The following is an 18382-nucleotide window of genomic DNA, read 5'->3' as shown; positions in this document are numbered from 1 at the left end:
GTCGCAGGAGAGCTGTGGAAATTCGGGAAGTGCGCAAGACTCGGATCTTGCTGCCGGCTGTCGATGAGTCGGATCTGACAGAGGTCGACGTGTTGTCCGGCCGAGGGGTCCGCTACGCATCAGTGGGCAGGATCGACGAGGCGCGGCTGCAGCTCGACAGTGTGCCGATCATCGGATCCAGATTTGCTGGCACGGTCCTTGCTGATGCCGTTTGGGACGGCGTGGCGATCACCGGCAGCATGTTCGATGGCGTCGACCTGTCATCGGCTCGGTTGGACGGTGGAAAGCTGGATCGGGTGCACTTTCGTGGTTGTCAATTGTCCGGGCTCGCGCTGACCGCGGTCGTCTGCGAGAACGTGATCTTCGAGAACTGCCGACTCGACTACGCGACCTTTGACACAGTTCGGACTGCTGGCGCGCTGGGGTTCGTGAACTGCTCGATGACTGAGGCCAGCCTGGTCAGCTGCCGATGGGACAAGGCCGTCATCGATGGCTGCCGGTTGTCAGGCCTGGAGTTCGACCGCTGCGATCTGCGTGGATCCGATCTGCGGGGCAACTCGCTTGAGACGGTCCGCGGTGTTGTCTGTCTGCGTGGCGTCATGCTGACCGCCGACCAGCTAGCCGACTTGACTGCGGCGTTAGTCGCAGACCTGGATATCCAGATCAGTCATCCCTGACACGTAGGGCTGGTGGCTCCTGCCCAAATTGTGTGGCAGGTGGGCCTGTTGTCTGTTTGGGTCGAGGGATGATCACCGTGCGCGAGATCGATCCGGCCGACGGCGAGCTCTTTGATGCCTGGTACGCCGTGTTCTGGGCCGGGGCGACCGCGGATCGGCCGGCCGCGATTGTGGCGACCCGGGAGGCGCTGGCGTCGTCGTTGACTTCCCGGAACGGGTTGAAGTCCCGGCACGCGGTTGCCGCGTTCGACGGGGTGCGGGTGGTTGGCGCGATGCTGTTCGAGTACTGGCTGGAAAGCAACCTGGACACCGTCATCGTCGAGATCGACGTTGCTCCAGCCGACCGCCGCCGTGGAATCGGGACCGCGTTGTGGGGCTGGGCGAGGTCCCGGGCGGCCGGCGAGGGACGGACCATCTTCCAGGCCGGGCTGGGGATGCCGACGGGATTCACCAGTGAGACGTGGCCGGGGAGCGCCTTCGCGGCGAAGCTGGGCTTCACCGTCGAGAACGTCGAGGACCACCTGGTGGCGGAGTTGCCCTGGACTGGCTCGGTCGAGGTCGAGCCGCTGGAGGGCTTCCGGCTGACCTCGTGGTCTGGGCCGTGCCCGGAGGAGTACCTGCAGGCGTTCGCCGACCTGCAGACGGCGATGGACCGGGACGTACCCACGGGTGGCATGACGCGGGAACTGGTGCCGTGGGACGTGGAGCGGATTCGCGCCCGCGAGTTGCGGGCCGACAAGAACTACCTCGCGCTGCACACGATGGCGCAGACGACGGACGGGCGCCCGGCCGGCTACACGACCATCTACCTCCCCAGAGCCGACCCGGACGCGGCCCAGCAGGACGACACCCTGGTACTGCGTGAGCACCGCGGCCACAACCTCGGCACCCACCTGAAGCTGGCCAACCTCAAGCAGCTCGCCAAGCACCGCACCACCCAGAAGTGGTTGCACACCTGGACGGCCGAGACGAACACGGCGATGCAGAAAGTCAACGCCCGCTTCGGTTTCGAGGCCCAGGAGAAGAACGTCGAGTACGAGCTGGAGCTCCCCGTACCGCGGTTGCGGCCGGCGGCGCGGGCGGTCGTCCTGGATGCTCAGGACCGGATCCTGCTGATGCGGTTCGAGTTCGATGACGGCCACGTCGTCTGGGCCGCGCCGGGTGGCGGCGTCGAGCCGGGGGAGTCGTTGCAGAAGGCTCTGTCCCGTGAGCTCTCGGAGGAGATCGGCCTCGACGTACCAGCTGACCCGACGCACTTGTGGCACCAGGTGACCGTCGCGCCGGGCCATGCGGCGGGCTACGACGGCGTCATCAACGACTATTTCCTGATCCGCGCCGACGCCTTCACCCCGGCCGGCACGAGGTCAGCGGCGGAGCTACAGGCCGAGCACGTGCACGGCCACCGCTGGTGGACCCCCGAAGAACTTCGGGCCCACCAGGGGCCGGCCTACCTCTCGCCCCGTTCGCTGCCGCACCTGCTGGCTGCTCTCCTCGCCGACGGCCCACCGGCCACCCCGACCTTCCAGGGTCTGTGAGACCTGTCAGTCGCCGTTGAGCGGCGGGTTGGCGAAGGCCACGCCGGTCCACCGGTAGTTCACCGGGTCGTTGTACGAACCCGGCACCTTGCCGAGGCCGTTGATCACGGTCGAGGTGCCGTTCGCGTTCCCGACGGCGTACAGGTAGCCGGACTGCGTGTCCCTGTCGATGCCCATCAGGAGCGTGCCGTACTGGCCACAGCGTTCGGCGACCAGGGCGTCGAAGCCTTGCCAGGTGGAGCTCCGGACCTTGGTGACGATCGGCTTCAGCGGATTGCTGATCGGGATCCGGATCGTGTAGAGCGCTCCACCGCGGGTGTTCGCGAGGAAGGTGTCGTAGGTCCGGGTCTGGCTGATCAGCGCCATCGTCTGCACAGAGGCGAAGCCCGGGTACGAACCCGTGGCGACAAACTTGCCACCGGTTTCCCGCCAGCGGAACAGCACCCCGTCCTTGCGCAGCCCGTACTCGAAGGTGTGAGCCTGCGATCCCGGCCGCGCGCCCTCGTCGTACCGGGACTCCTCGAAGAAGGTGAAGGTGTCCCAGCCGCCACCGATGCGGGTCAGCTTCACCCCTGCATCGGCATCATCGGATCGGTAGATCGCCCTGTACATGTACGGGCCGAGGATGATCTTGCCGTAGTAGTCGAAGCCCGCGACGTTCGGCTCATGAACCCACGAACCGCTCTGCCGGACGTCTATGTTCGGGAAGGCGTTCGCCACGAACTCCTCCGTGGGCTGCACGCTCGGTGGGTTGCCCGCGGTGACTCGCTGCCGCTGCAACCCATACTTCTCGTTGACCGCGCCCAGGCCCAGTGAGCAGGCCGCGGCCTGCTGCGTGCCGCTCGCGGTGGCTGTGGTCGCCGGGATCGTGATGAGGCCCAGCGTCAGTGATGCCAGCCCCAGGGCCGGCACCCATCGTCCTCTGTTCATCCGCCCATTCCTCTCAGCTTGTCGAACAGCTAGATGCGGGCGGCACCCCGAAAGTTACAGCCGACGTTCCCACGTCAGGCGGCCTTCGTCCATCAACGCGTGCCCGTCGGCGCCGGCGGCCACGCTTGGGTCGTGGGTGGCGATGATGACGGCCGCGCCCCGGTCGGCCTCGGCGCGCAGCAACTCGAGAACGCGCTCTCTGTTGGTGCTGTCGAGCTCGCTGGTCGACTCGTCGGCGAGGATCACCTTGCCCCGCTGGGCCAGCCCCCGCGCGACCGCGACCCGCTGCTGTTCACCGCCGGACAGCTCCTCGACCAGATGGTCGCCGCTCTCTTCGAGTCCGACGTCAGTGAGCGCTCTCTGGATGATCTCCTCGATCGATCCCAGCGCCTCCTCACGATCCTCGTCATCGGCCGGCAACTTGTCCTTGGCGAGCAACGGCATCGACAGGTTCTCCCGCGCGGTCAGCACCCGCGCAAGCCCGTTGCCCTGCGGAATCAGTACTACGCCGTGCGCCGCCGCGCCCGGCCGGTCGACGATCTCCAGCCCATCGACGTCCACCGTGCCCGACTTGGCCGAGACCGCCCCGGCGATTGCCCAGAGCAACGAACTCTTGCCGGCCCCGGACGGCCCGCTGACCGCCAGCACGTAGCCCGGCGGCAGTCGCAGCGAAACGTCGGCGACGGCGACCAGATCGGCGTACGCGACGGTGAGATTGGTGACGGTGATCATGCTGTGTCCTCCTGGTCGAGCGGGGACAGCCGGACGTCGCCGTCATCGGTGGTGGTGACCCGCAACAACGTGCCCGGCGGCAACAGTTCCGCGACATGGGGAGGCAACGGCAACGACCCGTCGGTCGCAACCACCGCGAACTCCTCACCCGACCTGCCTTCCGACGCGATCCGCCCGTCCCGGATGGTGATCGTCCGTGGCAGTACCGCGGCCACCTCGGGGTCGTGGGTGATCAGCAGTACGGTCATCCCGGTCGCCTTGTTGATCGTGGAGATCGCGGCCAGTACTTCGTCGCGAGCCCGATGGTCGAGCTGGCTGGTCGGCTCGTCGGCCAGCAACAACCCAGGGAAGGTGGCGATCCCGACCGCGACCGCGCAGAGCTGGATCTGGCCGGGCGTGAGCCGAGCGAGCGGAACCCGCGCTTGGTTGCCCAGGCCAACGAGATCCAGCACCTCCTGCGGCGCCGGAATCGGACGACCGCGGGCCGCGGCGCGTTGCGCGTACCGGACGTTGTCGTGCGGCGTCAGGTACGGGATCAGGTTGCGCCCCGCGCCCTGCAGCACGATGCCGACATCGCCGGCCCTCATCCGGTCGAGCTCGGCCTCGGTCATCGTGGCGATGTGGTGTTCGCCGATCTGCAACCGCCCGGCGCTCGGGGTCAGCAGGCCGCCGCAAAGCTGAAGCAGGGTGGACTTTCCGGCGCCGGACGGCCCGAGCAGACCGACCAGCTCACCCGGCCGGACACCGATCCCGATCCCGGACAATGCGGCGACGTCGTGACCCTGACTGCGATAGATGTGCACCAGGCCGGTGGTGTTGATCGCGAGGCCGGTCAAGACAATTCCTCCCGGATCCGGGCGTAGCCGGCGCGACGGTTGACGCCGGTGCCGAGGAGCAGCGTGGTCGTGGCCATGATCGCGACACTGATCACCGACAGCGCCAGCGCGACGGACCAGTTGATGGCCAGGTCGAGCGGGATCGGTGACGGTTGGGCGGTCGGTGCGAAGAGCGGGATCATCGGCAGCGCGACGTGGGCCCCGAGGATGCCGCAGGCCGATCCCAGCAACGCCGCCAGCGCGACCGGGCCGGTCTGTTCCCACCGCGCCGCCCGTCCGGTGGTCGTCGCCGGTACGCCGGTGATGCGCAGGCTCGCGTAGTCCTGGGCCCGGGATCGCCAAGAGGTGACGATCATCAACAGGAGCACGATGATCGCCAGTGCCCAGCCGGCGATCCCGATGACCGGAGTGAGCTGGAGTGCGAGTGCACTGGCGGAGCGGCCGTAGGTGTCGACCCGGTCCGAGTGCCGGTCGACGATGCTCGCGGTGATGCCTACGGTGGCGAGTTCGGCGATGATCTGGTCGGCGTGCGCCAGCCCGTCGGCGTTCAGCCAGATCTCGAAGTCGGTACTGGTGTCGGCCACGCTGCCACCCAGCCGGCGTACGGTCTCCAGATCGACCACAGCGGTGCGTTCGGTGTAGCGGGGAACGGCACTCTTCAGCTGGTCGAGCTTCTGGACCGGGAACCCGATCCCGTCGATGCCGGGCACGGTCTGGGTCTGGCTGACCGGGAACTCACTCGTCACCAGCGCCGGTACGGCGGACGGAATCCTGGTGTTCTGCAGGTTGAGCGCGGCACCGGTGCTGGTCAGGCTGAGGGTCAATCCGTTGGCCGGGCCGTTCGTCGCCGAGATGGTGCCTTGGGCCGCGTCACCACCGGGCTGCTGCATCGGCTCCCAGTCCAGCCCTTTGCCGAGCGGGACGGTGGGCTGGGTGTCGGTGGCCACCTTGTCGATCTTGATCCCGCCGCGAAGTCCCGCCGAGTCGCCAAGCTCACGCGCCACGCCCAGCCGGATCAGCTGGCAGGACTTTCCGCAGTCGATCCTGGTGCTGAGCTCGACCGGCTTGCCGTTGTCCAATGGCAGCGCCGGGAACTGGACGAGGTACCGGGATCCTGTGCGCTGACTGAAGACGGTCGCCTGCAGGACCACGGCCTTGGCGGGCGGACCTGACTCGATGGCCTCGCCGTCCCTGGTGGGCGGCACGTACGGCACCAGATTGCTGGGGGTCGCGGTGATGGTCAGCCGGTTACCCCGTACTTCGATCGCAGGCGGCTCGGCCGGAGCCTTGAGCGCGCGGAATCCGTCCGTATCGGTCAGTTGCTCGCCACGGAAGGCGATCCGCCGGAAGCTGTCCGGCTCGATCATCAGGGCACGCAGGCCGCTCGAGTTCGACGGGTAGGAGAGCACGACGGGTGTCAGCCAGTTCCGGTCACGGTCGATCCGGTCGACCGCGCCGCTGAAGTTCGCGAAGGTGTTCACCTCCATCGCCAGCACTGCGTCGGCGCCGATCTCGTACCCGGCCCGGAAGTCACGGTTGCGGTCGGCAACGGATGAGGCCTGGCCAGCGAAGGAGACCAAAGCGGTCGCCACCGCGACTACTGCGACGATCCGCGTCACGGCTGGGCGCCGGGCGACCTGCAACGCGCCGAGCGCGAGGCCGAGCCGGCCGCGGCGAAGCGCCTGCCTGCTCACCAGCCCTGCCGCCGGAAGCAGCAGGTGGGCGAATGCGAGGCCCACCGCGAGAGCAAGCAAGCTGGGCGTCAGTACAGGCAGTGGGCCTCGACCGCCGCCGGTCAGAGCGCCTGCGAGGCCTGCGGATGCGACGACGATGACGACGACATCGATTATGCCGACAGTCCGGCCGCGGCGCCGCGGCACGATCCGCCGGAGCAGTGTGGAGATCGGCTGACGGATGACGGCGCGAACCGACCACGCCACGACCGCGACCCCAACGACGGCAGCGAGGCCGACAGCGGCCAGTACCGTCCAAGGCAGCTCCAATGGAGCTCCGCCGTCCAGCCACGTACTCCGCACGATCAGCAGCACACCGAAGCCGGCGAGGACACCGCCGAAGGTGCCAACCAGTACAGGCACGCACAACTCAGCAACCAACGCCGTGCCGGTACGCCGTGCGCCGGCGCCCCGCAACCGGGAGACCGCCAGCTCCGGTCGTCGCTGGTCGACCACGGCGGCCAGTGCGAGGGCCAGCACCACCACGCCGAACAGAGCGACCTGCACCATCACCAGCGGGATGATCGTGGCGGCCTGCCGGCGTTCGGCTTTGATGGTGTCGATGAGACCGAGCAAGCCGGTCGTGTTCTGTGCCGAGAGGTTGAGCTCGGCAGCATTGGCGCCGGACTCGTCGGTGACCTGCCGGAGCTGGTCCAGATCGTCCCCCCGGACCTTGCCCGGAAGCGGGCGCGTGTCCAGCGTCGAGTGGGCACCCCAGGTGCCCTTCTCCAGGGTGACGCGCTCGGTGAGCAGAAAGTCGGACTGGGCCGGCCGTGTCTCGCTGGCCGGCAAGGAGTGGCCGCTCGGTCCGCGGCCGAACCAGTACGTGGCCAGATCGTCGGCCTGGTAGACGCCGACCACGCGGAGCATGCCGCCACCGGCGTACTGGGTGGAGGCGGCCTTGATCGTGGCCCCGACCGCGGCGTTGAAGTTTTTCAGATCGGTGCTTGAGGCAACGACCTCGTTCGCGGCGCGGGGGCAACGGCCCACGGTCAGCACCAGTTGGGCGCAGTACCCGTCCCGCCAGACCACCTTGCCTTCGATCGCCGCCTTCTGCCCTTTGAGACCCCAGTCCACAGTGACCGTCATGCCGTACGCCGGTGGGCTGAACAGCGGTTGCAGGTCAGCCGGGAGGAGCTTGGCCAGTTCCTCGGGTGGCGACGACTTGGCCGGACCACCCTGGAACGGCGGGGGAGACCCGTCGAGTTGCCAGGCGGCCGAGATCCATTGGCCGGACAACGTCTCGGTGGTGACCGTCTGCTCGACCGCCCGCGAGAACCACGGCGCGAACGCCGCGCACGTGCCGATCAGCACGCTCACCCCCGCCAGGACCAGCATCTGTGACCATCTGTAGCGCAGAGCCTGCCGCAAGAACATCAGTGGCCACCCCCAGCCGCCGGAACTGAATACTCCGGCTGAACCTACGGAGACCTGAGGTCGCCGTCAGCCGTCCGCCCAGAAAGACACAGAGTTGTTGCCTGGACCAGGCCGATACGCCATCCGTACTGCGGACCGCGATCCGGCGGCTACGGAACGCGACCTGATCCGGGAAAACGTTGCGTCTCACGCATCTGAGGGTCTCGGCCGGGCCCGGCGTCGGCAGCGGTAGGTTCGAGGCATGCGTGAATCCCAACTCGGAGATCTGACCGTTTCCAGCCTCGGCCTCGGCTGCATGGGGATGTCCCAGTCGTACGGCGTCCAGGCTGACGACGCGGAGTCGATCGCGACCGTGCATGCCGCGATCGACGCCGGTTGCACCTTCATCGACACCGCCGACGTGTACGGCGACGGCGCGAACGAGGAACTCGTCGGGCGCGCCCTGGCCGGCCGGCGCGACGAGGTGGTGCTGGCGACCAAGTTCGGTTTCCAGCGCCCGGCGACGGGTGGAGCGATGCCGAACGTGGTGAACGGCAGCCCGGAGTACGCCGGGACTGCTCTGGACGCCTCGCTGCGGCGGCTCGGCGTGGACCACGTCGACCTCTGGTACCTGCACCGGCGGGACCCGCAGGTGCCGATCGAGGAGACCGTCGGAGCGATGGCGCTGGCGGTTGAGGCAGGCAAGGTTCGGTACCTCGGTCTGTCGGAGGTGTCGGGTGACACGGTCCGGGCGGCGCACGCGGTGCACCCGATCAGCGCAGTACAGAGCGAGTGGTCGTTGTGGACGCGGGACCCGGAGACCGGCGTACTGCCGACGCTGCGCGAGCTGGGGATCGGGTTCGTGCCGTTCAGCCCGCTCGGGCGTGGATTCCTGACCGGGCAGCTCACCTCACCGGACGACTTTGAGCCCGATGACATGCGGCGCGGGCTGCCGCGGTTCAGTGGGGAGAACTTCCAGCGCAATCTCGATCTGGTGGCGAAGGTCCGCTCGCTGGCGGAGGCCAAAGGGGTGCTGCCGAGTCAGCTCGCACTCGCCTGGTTGCTTGCGCAGGGCAATGATATCGCGCCGATCCCGGGCACGAAGCGGCGCTCGTACCTGGCCGAGAACCTTGGTGCCGTGGACGTTTCGCTGACCGCCGAGGATCTGGCCGAGCTGGATGCGGCCTTCCCGCCGGATGCGGTGGCGGGTGATCGGTATGCGCCTGGTGGCATGAAGATGGTGGGCAAATGATCGGCGTGACCGGGTCCACCGGTCAGCTCGGCTCGCGAGTCGCGCGACGGCTGGCGGCCGGCGGCGTACCGCAGCGGTTGATTGTGCGGGATCCGGCGCGGGCGCCCGAGCTGCCGGGCGCGGAGGTGGCGCAGGCGGCGTACGGGGAGCATGCCGCGTTGCTGGACGCGCTGGACGGGGTGGACACTTTGTTGTTGCTCAGTGCAACGGAGTCCGCCGATCGAGTTGATTTGCACAAGGCAACGGTCGACGCCGCGGTGGCGGCCGGCGTACGGCGGATCGTGTACACCTCGTTCGTGGCTGCTTCGCCGTCGGCGACCTTCACCTTCGCGCGGGATCACTGGCACACCGAGGAGCACGTGCGCGAGACGGGTGCCGACTTCACATTTCTGCGCGACAACCTGTACGTCGATGCTGTGGCGGCCTTCGTCGGTGAGGACGACGTGATTCGCGGGCCGGCCGGGGATGGGCGGGTCGCGGCGGTCGCGCGCGACGATGTCGCCGAGGTGGCCGCGGCGGTGCTGATGTCGGGGGACCACTCGGGGATGACGTACGACCTCACCGGACCGTCGGCGTTCACGTTGACCGAGGCGGCTGCACTGATGAGCGAGACGTGGGGTCGGCCGGTGCGGTACGAACCCGAGACGCTCGACGAGGCGTACCGGTCGCGCGAATGCTTCGGCGCACCGCCCTGGGAGGTGGCCGGCTGGGTCACGTCGTACGCGGCGATCGCGAGCGGTGAGCTGAGCGAGGTGAGCAGCGCGGTCGAGGACCTCACCGGGCACCCGGCGATCGGGCTCACCGAGTATCTGGCCAAGACCTGAGAGAATGGCTGGATGCCGCTCTACCGTGACGAGGCGATCGTGCTCCGGACCCAGAAACTGGGCGAAGCCGATCGGATCGCCACGCTCCTGACCCGCAGCCACGGCAAGATCCGCGCGGTCGCGAAGGGCGTACGCCGGACGTCGTCCCGGTTCGGCGCCCGGCTCGAACCGTTCAGCCACGTCGACCTGCAGCTCGCGACCGGCCGCTCCCTTGACGTGGTCACCCAGGCGGAGTCGATCGCGGCGTACGGCGAAGGCATCGTCAGCGACTACGCGCGGTACACGACCGGTACGGTGCTGCTGGAAACCGCCGACCGCCTGGTCGTCGAGGAGAAGGAACCGGCCACCCAGCAGCACCTCCTGCTGGCGGGTGCGCTCCGCGTCCTGTCCGCGGGTGAACGCACCCCCGGTCTGGTCCTCGACTCCTTCCTGCTCCGTTCCCTGGCGATCTCCGGCTACGCGCCTTCCTTCGAGGACTGCGCCAAATGCGGCGAACCAGGTCCGCACCGAGCCTTCAACCCCGCCGCCGGCGGCATGGTCTGCACCACCTGCCGCCCACCGGCCTGCGCAATGCCCGCGCCCACCACCGTGACGCTCCTAGGCGCGCTCTTGACCGGCGACTGGCCCACAGCCGAACGCACAGACCCCAGAACCCGCCGCGAGGCATCCACCCTGGTCTCCGCCTTCACCACCTACCACCTGGACCGCCTCCGCTCCCTCCGCCACCTGGACCTAACCACCGAAACCCACCAACTCAACCTGGGATGACGCCGATGCCTCCTCCTCGCGCCATCGACCGCCTGGACTCCCGCCAACAGCACCAGCTCGACACCCTGCTCGGATAAGCCAGCTCGAGGACCGCCTAGCGCTACGGCCGTACCTCGTGATGTGCGGCAAGCCGTGGCCGGGTTGGCGGCGCGGCCCCGGACCGCCCCCACTCACAAACCTCGCCCGGTCAGTCCTGGCCAGGCGTAGGCGGGTGTGCGATGGGCCGGATACAGCAGGTTTGTGAGTTGGGGCGGTCCGGTCCTACCCATGGGATCGGTTGCCGGGGTGGTTTGGGAGGATTCGGGGTATGTCGCCTATTGGTCGTCGTCGGGGTCGGGTGGAGAGTTCGCGGCGTGCGGAGGTGGTTGCTCCGGAGCCGCATCCTTCGGGGGCGCGGCCGCCGGTGATTCCGGCTGAGTTGGTGCCCAAGCACGTCGCGATCGTGATGGATGGGAACGGGCGCTGGGCCAAGGCCCGGAATCTGCCGCGCACGGAGGGGCACAAGGCCGGCGAGGCCTCGCTGCTCGACGTGATCAAGGGTGGGATCGAGATCGGCGTCAAGTACATCTCGGCGTACGCGTTCTCGACCGAGAACTGGGCCCGGTCGCCGGAGGAGGTCCGGTTCCTGATGGGCTTCAACCGCGAGGTGATCCACCGCCGCCGCGACGAGCTGGACGCGATGGGCGTGCGGGTGGTCTGGTCGGGACGCCGGCCGCGGCTGTGGAAGTCGGTGATCTCCGAGCTCGAGTCCGCCCAGGAGCAGACCAAGCACAACGACACCATCACGCTGCAGTTCTGTGTGAACTACGGCGGCCAGGCCGAGATCGCCGACGCGATGAAGTCGATCGCCGCGGAGGTTGCCGCCGGCAAGCTCAACGCGGACCGGATCACCGAGAAGACGATCGCCAAGCACCTCTACTCGCCGGACGTTCCCGAGGTCGACCTGTTCGTCCGGTCGTCCGGGGAGCAGCGCACCTCCAACTTCCTGGTCTGGCAGCTCGCGTACGCCGAGATGGTCTTCCTCGACACCCTCTGGCCCGACTTCGACCGCCGTGACCTGTGGCGTGCGGTCGAGCTTTACGCCCAGCGCGACCGCCGCTACGGTGGCGCCGTCCCGAACCAGGTCGAGCAGGCCTGACCCCCGGTACTGCGAACCGCGTGAGCCCGCGCGGGTCTAGTGTCCCGTAAGCGAGATAGACCAACAGCCGGAGGGAACGACCGTGGAGGAGCAGCAGATGCCGGGTGAGCAGACCCCCGAGGAGGCACTGCGCGATGCCGAGGACGGGTTCGCGGAGATCGCGGCGACCCTGGAGCAGGCGCTGGCCACCGATGACGAACTGGCCGCGCCGGCCAAGAACGGAAAGCCGGATGCGGGCGGTGCGGACCGATGACGGCCGACGCCGAGGTCGCGGAGCAGAACGCGAGGCGCGCCGCGGAGTACGCCGATGAGGCGGCGGCTGCGATCCAGCGGGCTCGCGGCTCGCTGAGGTTTGCAGCCACCGTTGCCTTCGAGGTCGTCAAGCTGTCGGTTAATGGCAGGCGAGACGTCAACGAGTTGATCCTCAACGGTAAGAGCATGGCCGCGGCCGACGAGCCGCGCAGGTACCTGGCGGATGCCGAGTACTCCGTCGGCGGCGTCAGCCGGAAGGCCGAGGCCGGCGCGGAGAGGCTCGCGGAGGTGCGTGAACTCCTGGAGGAGACCCGGCGGCAGCTGCGGACCGGGCGTAGCGCCGTCGTGCAGCTGTCCCGGTTGCCCGGCCAGCAGAGTGAGCTGGTGAACAACCTGCAGGATCGGCTGGATCGGCTGGAGGATGCGGTTCACTCCGCCGACCGGATGGCGGTCGAGGTGGCCGGCAAGCTGGCGGTTGCCCGGGGCAACGTCGAGCCGCTGGCGCGGCAGGCGCGCGACGGCGAGCTGCAGGCGACGGCCGACACGGTCAGGACGACCGGTACGCAGGCTGACCGCAACATCCACGACGCGCAGCAGGACCTGAGGCGGCTGGAAAAGAACATCGACCGCGTCAGCCCGGAGCTGGCTGGGGCCGAGCGGGAGAGCCAGGAGCTGGAGCAGATGCTCCGAGCCGCTGCCAACCCCACCCCGGCATCCCAGCAGCGAGCCCCGGGCTCGGCGGCAGAAGAAGGCACCTTCCACCTCCGTCCCGGAGAAGCCAACCGCCAGAACGAGTACGGCCGCTAGCGTCGCGGCGAGGGCAGCAGGCCGCGTTCGATCGCGACGGTGACCGCGTGGGTGCGGTCGTCCACGTCGAGCTTGGTGAAGAGACGCTGCAGGTGTGTCTTCACCGTCGCTTCGCCGATGAACAGTTCGCGGCCGATCTCCGCATTGCTCAGTCCTCGCGCGACAGCCGCCAGCACCTCTAGCTCGCGAGGCGAAGGCTGTACTGCGGCAGGCGCGGCCGGAGTACGGAGTCGGGACATCAAGCGGGCGGCGACTGGTGGTGCCAGGACTGTCTCGCCGCGCGCTGCAGCCCTGATCCCGTCGAGCAGTTCGGCGTGTGGCGTGTCCTTCAGCAGATAGCCGGCCGCCCCGGCTTCGACAGCGTGCAGGATGTCGGCGTCCGTGTCGTACGTCGTCAGCACGAGCACCTTCGTCGCCGGGTAGCCGGACACGATCGCCTCGGTCGCCGACACCCCGTCTCGCCGCGGCATCCGCAGATCCATCAGGACGACGTCCGGCCGGGTGGACTCGACCAGCGCAAGAGCCTCCTCGCCGTCGCCCGCCTCGCCGACCACCTCGATGTCATCGGTCACCGCGAGCATCCCGATCAGTCCTGACCGGACCACCGGATGGTCGTCCACCACCAGCACGCGAACCATCAATCCTCCTGACCCGTCGCCGGGATGAGTACCTGCACCCTTGTACCGCGCCCTGGCGCGCTGTCGACCGACACTGTCCCACCGGACTCCTCGACCCGCCCGCGCATCGCCGCGAGTCCATAGCCGTCTGCAGGCGCGGATGGCGAGAACCCAGACCCGTCGTCACTGATCTCGATCGCGACCCCGTCAGCGGACAGGCCCAACTTGATCCGCACCCGGGTCGCCCCGGCATGCTTGCGTACGTTCGCCAGCGACTCCTGCGCGGCCCGCAACAACACCACCTGCTGCCCCTGCGGCAACGCGGCGACCTCGTCATCACCCATGTCGAGAGACACCTGTACGTCGACGCCGGTCTCCGCCGCGAACCGCTCACCCTGCCGCCGCAGTACTTCGGCCAGCGTCGCCCCGGTCAACGCCACGGGGGTGAACGCGGCCACCAGCGCCCGCGCCTCGGCAAGGTTCTCCCGAGCCGTGTCCTCGATCGCGGCCAATCGACCAGCCGCAGGCTCGACAGCACCGCGGGAGAGCTCGACCGCGGCCGTCTGCGAGAGCATGACGATGCTGGTCATCCCCTGCGCCAGCGTGTCGTGGATCTCGCGGGCCATTCGCTCCCGCTCGGCCATCACCCCGGCCGTGTGGTGCGCGGCGGCGAGCTCGTCCCGGGTGGCCCGCAGTTCGCTGATCAGCTCGGCGCGCTGCTCGCTCTCGTTGATCACCCGCTCGACCCAGACGCCGAACAGGACGCTCACCACCAGGCTGATCAGTAGCCACGGCCAGATTTCCATCGCTGCGGCCGTAGTCCAGCCGGACGCCCACAGCTGGGCCGCGCCGACGGTGGCGAGCAGGGCCAGCGTGAACAGCACGCCGTCGGGAATTCCTTCGCTCAGCAGCCAGATCTGCGCCGAGACGATGAACAAGACGAAGATGGACTGCGGGTAGATCGCAACCATCCCGCCGACGCAGGCGATCATCAGCAGCCTGTACAGATGCGACGGGAGCCGAGCCCGCGACGTCATCGCGGGCTTGGCCACCAGTTGGTAACCGATCCCGAACACGCCCAGCAACGAGAGGTAGACGATCTGGCGGTCGGAACTGAGGTCCGACAGCAGCGACGCGATCGCGGTGACACCGAGCAGCGACCAGAACACCACGTGCCAGCCGATCAGGGAACGAACCCAGACCGGCTGATCGGTGGGTTCCTCGCAGCGCTCCATGGTCACCATCTTCCTCCAACCGGGTTGGCCGGTTGGTCAGCCGGCGTCCCGGCGGGTCCAGCGGAACACCCGCTGGGCGACGACCAGCCCGAGGACGAGCCAGACGCTGAGCACGATCGCGCCGAGGCCGAGCTGCCAGGAGCCGCCGGGCTCGTTCACCTCGAAGGCGTCCGGCAGGAACACCGATCGCATACCCTGGGCCAGCCACTTCAGCGGAAAGACCGACGCGACGTCGCGCATCCAGGACGGCAGGCTGCTGTAGACGAAGTACACGCCGGACATGAACTGCAGCAGCAGGACCACCGGGGTGACGACCGCGGAGGCCGCCTTGCCGGACTTCGGGACGACGGAGAACGCGATCCCCAGCGCCGAGCCGGACGCCGTACCGAGGACGAAGATCCAGACGAAGTTCAGCCACTTCGACGGCTCGCTCGGGATGTCCACCCCGAGCAGCAGCCCGGCGATCGCGAGCAGCAGTCCGAACTGCGCGATCGAGGTGACCAGGACCAGCCCGATCTTGCCGAAGAAGTAGGACTGCGGCGACATCGGCGTACCGCGCAGCCGCTTCAGCAGGTCCTCGTCGCGCTCCAGCGCGATGGTGATCGCGAGCGACTGGAAGCTGGTCAGGAAGATGCCGGAGGCGATCATCCCCGGGGTGAAGTAGGTGGCGGCGTTGACGCCTCCCTGAAAGTCGCTATCGCTGAAGACGGCCGAGAAGATGCCCAGGAAGATGATCGGGAAGAAGAAGGTGAAGATCAGCTGCTCCTTCTCCCGGAAGAACTGCTTCACCTCCAGCCCGGTCCGGGACAGGCCGACCCTGACCGTCGACGGCAGCGGCTTGCCGGTGACATTGCGGATGGGGGCGCTGGCGGCGCTCATCGAACGGCTCCTTCGAGGGCAGCGTCGGCGGTGACGCCGACCGACGCGATCAGGTCCAGGTAGATGTCTTCCAGGCTCGGGCGGCGGATCTCGAGTTCCGGTACCTCGCCGCCGAACCGGGCCATCAGCGCCGCGACCTCCGCGGTCGGCTGGTCGGTCCGTACGACGTGGGCTCCGTCGCCGTCCAGCCAGGACACCCGCGCGGTCCGGGCGCCGCGGCCGCCGAGCGTCTCCGGGGTACCGACCTCGATCATCCGGCCGTCCGCGATCACGCCGACCCGGTCGGCCAGGTGCTCGGCCTCGTCCAGGTAGTGGGTGGTCAGCAGAATGGTGGTGCCCTCGGTGCGCAGGTCCTCGATCAGGGTCCAGAACTGGCGGCGGGCCTCGGGGTCGAACCCGGTGGTCGGCTCGTCCAGGAACAGCAGTTCCGGGTTGCCGACCACCCCGAGCGCGACGTCGAGCCGGCGGCGCTGACCGCCGGACAGCTTCCGGGTCCGGGTCTTGCGCTTCTCGTCCAGCCCCACCGACGCGATCACCTCGTCGGGGTCGCGCGGGTCCGGGTAGTAGCCGGCGTAGTGGTTGACCAGTTCGGCGACCGTCAGTTCCGCCTCGTCCCTGGAGGTCTGCGCCACGATGCCGAGCCGGCTGCGCCAGACCCGGTCGCCCTTGGCGGGGTCGACGCCGAGCACGCTGATCTCGCCCTCGTCCGCTCGGCGGTACCCCTCCAGCACCTCCACGGTGGTGGTCTTGCCCGCGCCGTTCGGCCCGAGCAGGGCGAACACCTCACCACGATGGATGTCCAGGTCGACGCCGGCCACGGCCACCTTGTCCGGGTAGCGCTTCACCAGGCCCCGCACCCTCACTGCGTTGTCTGTGTCGGTCATGGCTCAACCATCCCTGTCCGGCACTGCCTCGCGGAAGCACCTCCCGGCTGACGCTCTGTCCCCCGACCGGTGGACACAGGTGTCAAGACGACGCCTGGCCAGATAGCGTCGGGGGATGAGTCAGACCGTGCGTGGAGTCGTCGCCCTGAGCAAGGGCGCACCAGTGACCATCGAAGAGATCACGATCCCCGATCCCGGCCCGGGGGAGGCGGTGGTGAAGGTGCAGGCGTGCGGCGTCTGCCATACGGACCTGCACTACCGCGAGGGCGGCATCAACGATGAGTTCCCTTTCCTGCTCGGCCATGAGGCGGCCGGTGTGGTCGAGTCGGTCGGTGAAGGCGTCACTGACGTCGCGCCCGGCGACTTCGTCGTACTGAACTGGCGGGCCGTCTGCGGCTCCTGTCGCGCCTGCCTGCGCGGGCGCCCGTGGTACTGCTTCAACACGCACAACGCGAAGCAGAAGATGACCCTTGCCGACGGCACCGAGCTGTCGCCCGCGCTCGGCATCGGCGCGTTCGTCGAGAAGACCCTGGTCGCGGCCGGTCAGTGCACGAAGGTCGACCCGGCCGCGAAGGCCGAGGTGGCCGGCCTGCTCGGCTGTGGCGTGATGGCCGGCCTCGGCGCCGCGGTGAACACAGGCAACGTCGGTCGCGGTGACACCGTCGCGGTGATCGGCTGCGGCGGAGTCGGTACTGCGGCCGTCGTCGGCGCCCGGCTGGCCGGAGCCGCCCGGGTGATCGCGCTGGACATCGACCAGCGCAAGCTCGACGTCGCGCAGGAGCTCGGCGCGACGCACACGATCAACTCGAAGGACCTGGATCACGACGGCGTAGTCGCCGCGGTCCAGGAACTCACCGGTGGCTTCGGCGCGGACGTGGTGATCGACGCCGTCGGCCGCCCGGAGACCTGGAAGCAGGCCTTCTACGCGCGTGACCTGGCCGGGACCGTGGTGCTGGTCGGCGTACCGACACCCGACATGACGCTCGACATGCCGTTGATCGACTTCTTCGGCCGGGGCGGCTCGCTCAAGTCGAGCTGGTACGGCGACTGCCTGCCCAGCCGGGACTTCCCGCTGCTGATCGATCTGCACCTGCAGGGACGGTTGCCGCTGGACCGGTTCGTGTCCGAGACGATCGCGCTGGACGAGGTCGAGGCCGCCTTCGCCAAGATGCACCACGGCGACGTCCTGCGATCGGTGGTGCTGTTCTGATGCCGGCCCGGATCGAGCGGCTCGTCACGTCCGGCACGTTCAGCCTCGACGGCGGCACGTGGGACGTCGACAACAACGTCTGGCTGGTGGGCGACGACGAGGAGGTACTCGTCATCGACGCCGCCCACGATGCCGCCGCGCTGGTGGAGGCCGTCGGTGATCGCCGGGTGGTCGCGCTGATCTGCACGCACGGCCACAACGACCACATCAACGCGGCCGGCGACTTCCGCGACGCTGCGAAGGCGCCCGTCTGGCTCAACCCGGCGGACCGGATGCTGTGGGACACGCAGTACGACGTGTCTCCGGACCACGAGCTCGCCGACGGCACCACCTTCGAGGTCGCCGGTACGACGTTGCGTGCGATCCACACCCCCGGCCACAGCCCGGGCAGCACGTGTCTCTACGCGGAGGACCTCAACGCGGTCTTCACCGGTGACACGCTCTTCCACGGCGGACCCGGCGCAACCGGCCGCTCGTACTCCGACAAGCCGACGATCCTGGAGTCGATCCGCTCCAAGCTGCTCACCCTGCCGCCGGACACCATCGTCCACACCGGCCACGGCGACACCACCACCATCGCTGCCGAAGTCGCCAACATCAGCTGACAACCCGGACCGCCACCACACACTAAGTCGCGTCGCGGCGACGGGCGCACGCTCAGGCGAGAGGTTCCGGAGGCGTGCCGCGGAGGTTGGTGTGTGGTGGCGGACCGGCCTT

The 18382-nt window shown here is 68.6% G+C and carries 18 protein-coding genes; 10 read left to right on the top strand and 8 right to left on the bottom strand.

Annotation, left to right across the window (positions count from 1 at the left end):
- Positions 1-29: 29 nt before the first annotated feature.
- Positions 30-677 carry a pentapeptide repeat-containing protein gene (locus tag A3ES_RS46455; protein ID WP_020386022.1) on the top strand — a complete coding sequence of 216 codons (648 nt, stop codon included), beginning with the start codon at positions 30-32 and terminating at the stop codon, positions 675-677.
- Between the two features lie 68 nt (positions 678-745).
- A complete protein-coding gene (locus A3ES_RS0106730) occupies positions 746-2212 on the top strand; it encodes a bifunctional GNAT family N-acetyltransferase/NUDIX hydrolase (protein ID WP_020386021.1) in 1467 nt (488 codons plus the stop codon).
- A gap of 6 nt (positions 2213-2218) precedes the next feature.
- Here A3ES_RS0106730 and A3ES_RS0106725 read toward each other — a convergent pair whose 3' ends face one another.
- Genes A3ES_RS0106725 through A3ES_RS0106710 form a run of 4 tightly spaced genes read right to left on the bottom strand, consistent with a single transcriptional unit; the run spans position 2219 to position 7820 of the window.
- Positions 2219-3142, bottom strand: coding sequence for a hypothetical protein (locus tag A3ES_RS0106725; RefSeq protein ID WP_020386020.1), 924 nt, complete (start codon positions 3140-3142; stop codon positions 2219-2221).
- 54 nt (positions 3143-3196) lie between these two features.
- Positions 3197-3874, bottom strand: coding sequence for an ABC transporter ATP-binding protein (locus A3ES_RS0106720; protein WP_020386019.1), 678 nt, complete (start codon positions 3872-3874; stop codon positions 3197-3199).
- Positions 3871-4710 (bottom strand): ABC transporter ATP-binding protein, encoded by an 840-nt coding sequence (locus tag A3ES_RS0106715; RefSeq protein ID WP_020386018.1) that lies wholly within the window; start codon positions 4708-4710, stop codon positions 3871-3873. Before A3ES_RS0106715 ends, A3ES_RS0106720 begins: the two co-directional genes overlap by 4 nt.
- The gene (locus A3ES_RS0106710) at positions 4707-7820 is read right to left on the bottom strand and encodes an FtsX-like permease family protein (RefSeq protein ID WP_020386017.1); all 3114 of its coding nucleotides are present in this window, start codon (positions 7818-7820) and stop codon (positions 4707-4709) included. The genes A3ES_RS0106715 and A3ES_RS0106710 overlap by 4 nt, the downstream gene beginning before the upstream one ends.
- Positions 7821-8061: 241 nt before the next feature.
- On the opposite strand from A3ES_RS0106710, the gene A3ES_RS0106705 reads away from it, so the two are divergent.
- The 6 genes from A3ES_RS0106705 (at position 8062) to A3ES_RS0106680 (ending at position 12840) form a co-directional block, all read left to right on the top strand.
- A complete protein-coding gene (locus tag A3ES_RS0106705; protein ID WP_020386016.1) occupies positions 8062-9051 on the top strand; it encodes an aldo/keto reductase in 990 nt (329 codons plus the stop codon).
- Positions 9048-9875 carry an SDR family oxidoreductase gene (locus A3ES_RS0106700; protein ID WP_020386015.1) on the top strand — a complete coding sequence of 276 codons (828 nt, stop codon included), beginning with the start codon at positions 9048-9050 and terminating at the stop codon, positions 9873-9875. The genes A3ES_RS0106705 and A3ES_RS0106700 overlap by 4 nt, the downstream gene beginning before the upstream one ends.
- 12 nt (positions 9876-9887) lie before the next feature.
- Positions 9888-10643, top strand: coding sequence for a DNA repair protein RecO (gene recO, locus A3ES_RS0106695; protein WP_020386014.1), 756 nt, complete (start codon positions 9888-9890; stop codon positions 10641-10643).
- A 307-nt stretch (positions 10644-10950) separates the two neighbouring features.
- Positions 10951-11781, top strand: a complete 831-nt coding sequence (locus tag A3ES_RS0106690; protein ID WP_051084640.1) for an isoprenyl transferase — start codon at positions 10951-10953, stop codon at positions 11779-11781.
- A gap of 82 nt (positions 11782-11863) precedes the next feature.
- Positions 11864-12034, top strand: coding sequence for a hypothetical protein (locus A3ES_RS53855; RefSeq protein ID WP_020386012.1), 171 nt, complete (start codon positions 11864-11866; stop codon positions 12032-12034).
- Entirely contained in the window at positions 12031-12840 is an 810-nt protein-coding gene (locus tag A3ES_RS0106680) for a hypothetical protein (protein ID WP_020386011.1), read from the top strand. The genes A3ES_RS53855 and A3ES_RS0106680 overlap by 4 nt, the downstream gene beginning before the upstream one ends.
- Here A3ES_RS0106680 and A3ES_RS0106675 read toward each other — a convergent pair.
- Genes A3ES_RS0106675 through A3ES_RS0106660 form a run of 4 tightly spaced genes read right to left on the bottom strand, consistent with a single transcriptional unit; the run spans position 12837 to position 16455 of the window.
- Positions 12837-13478: a response regulator gene (locus A3ES_RS0106675; RefSeq protein WP_020386010.1), complete on the bottom strand. Its 642-nt coding sequence runs from the start codon at positions 13476-13478 to the stop codon at positions 12837-12839. The genes A3ES_RS0106680 and A3ES_RS0106675 overlap by 4 nt on opposite strands.
- Positions 13478-14701: a sensor histidine kinase gene (locus A3ES_RS46450; protein ID WP_020386009.1), complete on the bottom strand. Its 1224-nt coding sequence runs from the start codon at positions 14699-14701 to the stop codon at positions 13478-13480. Before A3ES_RS46450 ends, A3ES_RS0106675 begins: the two co-directional genes overlap by 1 nt.
- Before the next feature lie 27 nt (positions 14702-14728).
- A complete protein-coding gene (locus A3ES_RS0106665; protein ID WP_020386008.1) occupies positions 14729-15571 on the bottom strand; it encodes an ABC transporter permease in 843 nt (280 codons plus the stop codon).
- Positions 15568-16455 carry an ABC transporter ATP-binding protein gene (locus A3ES_RS0106660; RefSeq protein WP_020386007.1) on the bottom strand — a complete coding sequence of 296 codons (888 nt, stop codon included), beginning with the start codon at positions 16453-16455 and terminating at the stop codon, positions 15568-15570. The genes A3ES_RS0106665 and A3ES_RS0106660 overlap by 4 nt, the downstream gene beginning before the upstream one ends.
- A 115-nt stretch (positions 16456-16570) precedes the next feature.
- Between A3ES_RS0106660 and A3ES_RS0106655 the strand changes: the two genes are divergently transcribed.
- Both A3ES_RS0106655 and A3ES_RS0106650 read left to right on the top strand, forming a co-directional pair.
- The gene (locus A3ES_RS0106655; RefSeq protein WP_026162609.1) at positions 16571-17665 is read left to right on the top strand and encodes an S-(hydroxymethyl)mycothiol dehydrogenase; all 1095 of its coding nucleotides are present in this window, start codon (positions 16571-16573) and stop codon (positions 17663-17665) included.
- Positions 17665-18270, top strand: a complete 606-nt coding sequence (locus A3ES_RS0106650; protein ID WP_020386005.1) for an MBL fold metallo-hydrolase — start codon at positions 17665-17667, stop codon at positions 18268-18270. Before A3ES_RS0106655 ends, A3ES_RS0106650 begins: the two co-directional genes overlap by 1 nt.
- Positions 18271-18382: the final 112 nt, after the last annotated feature.

The organism is Kribbella catacumbae DSM 19601, assembly GCF_000372465.1.
GTDB classification, from domain to species: Bacteria; Actinomycetota; Actinomycetes; order Propionibacteriales; family Kribbellaceae; genus Kribbella; species Kribbella catacumbae.
This window is presented reverse-complemented; position numbering and strand designations above follow the sequence as displayed.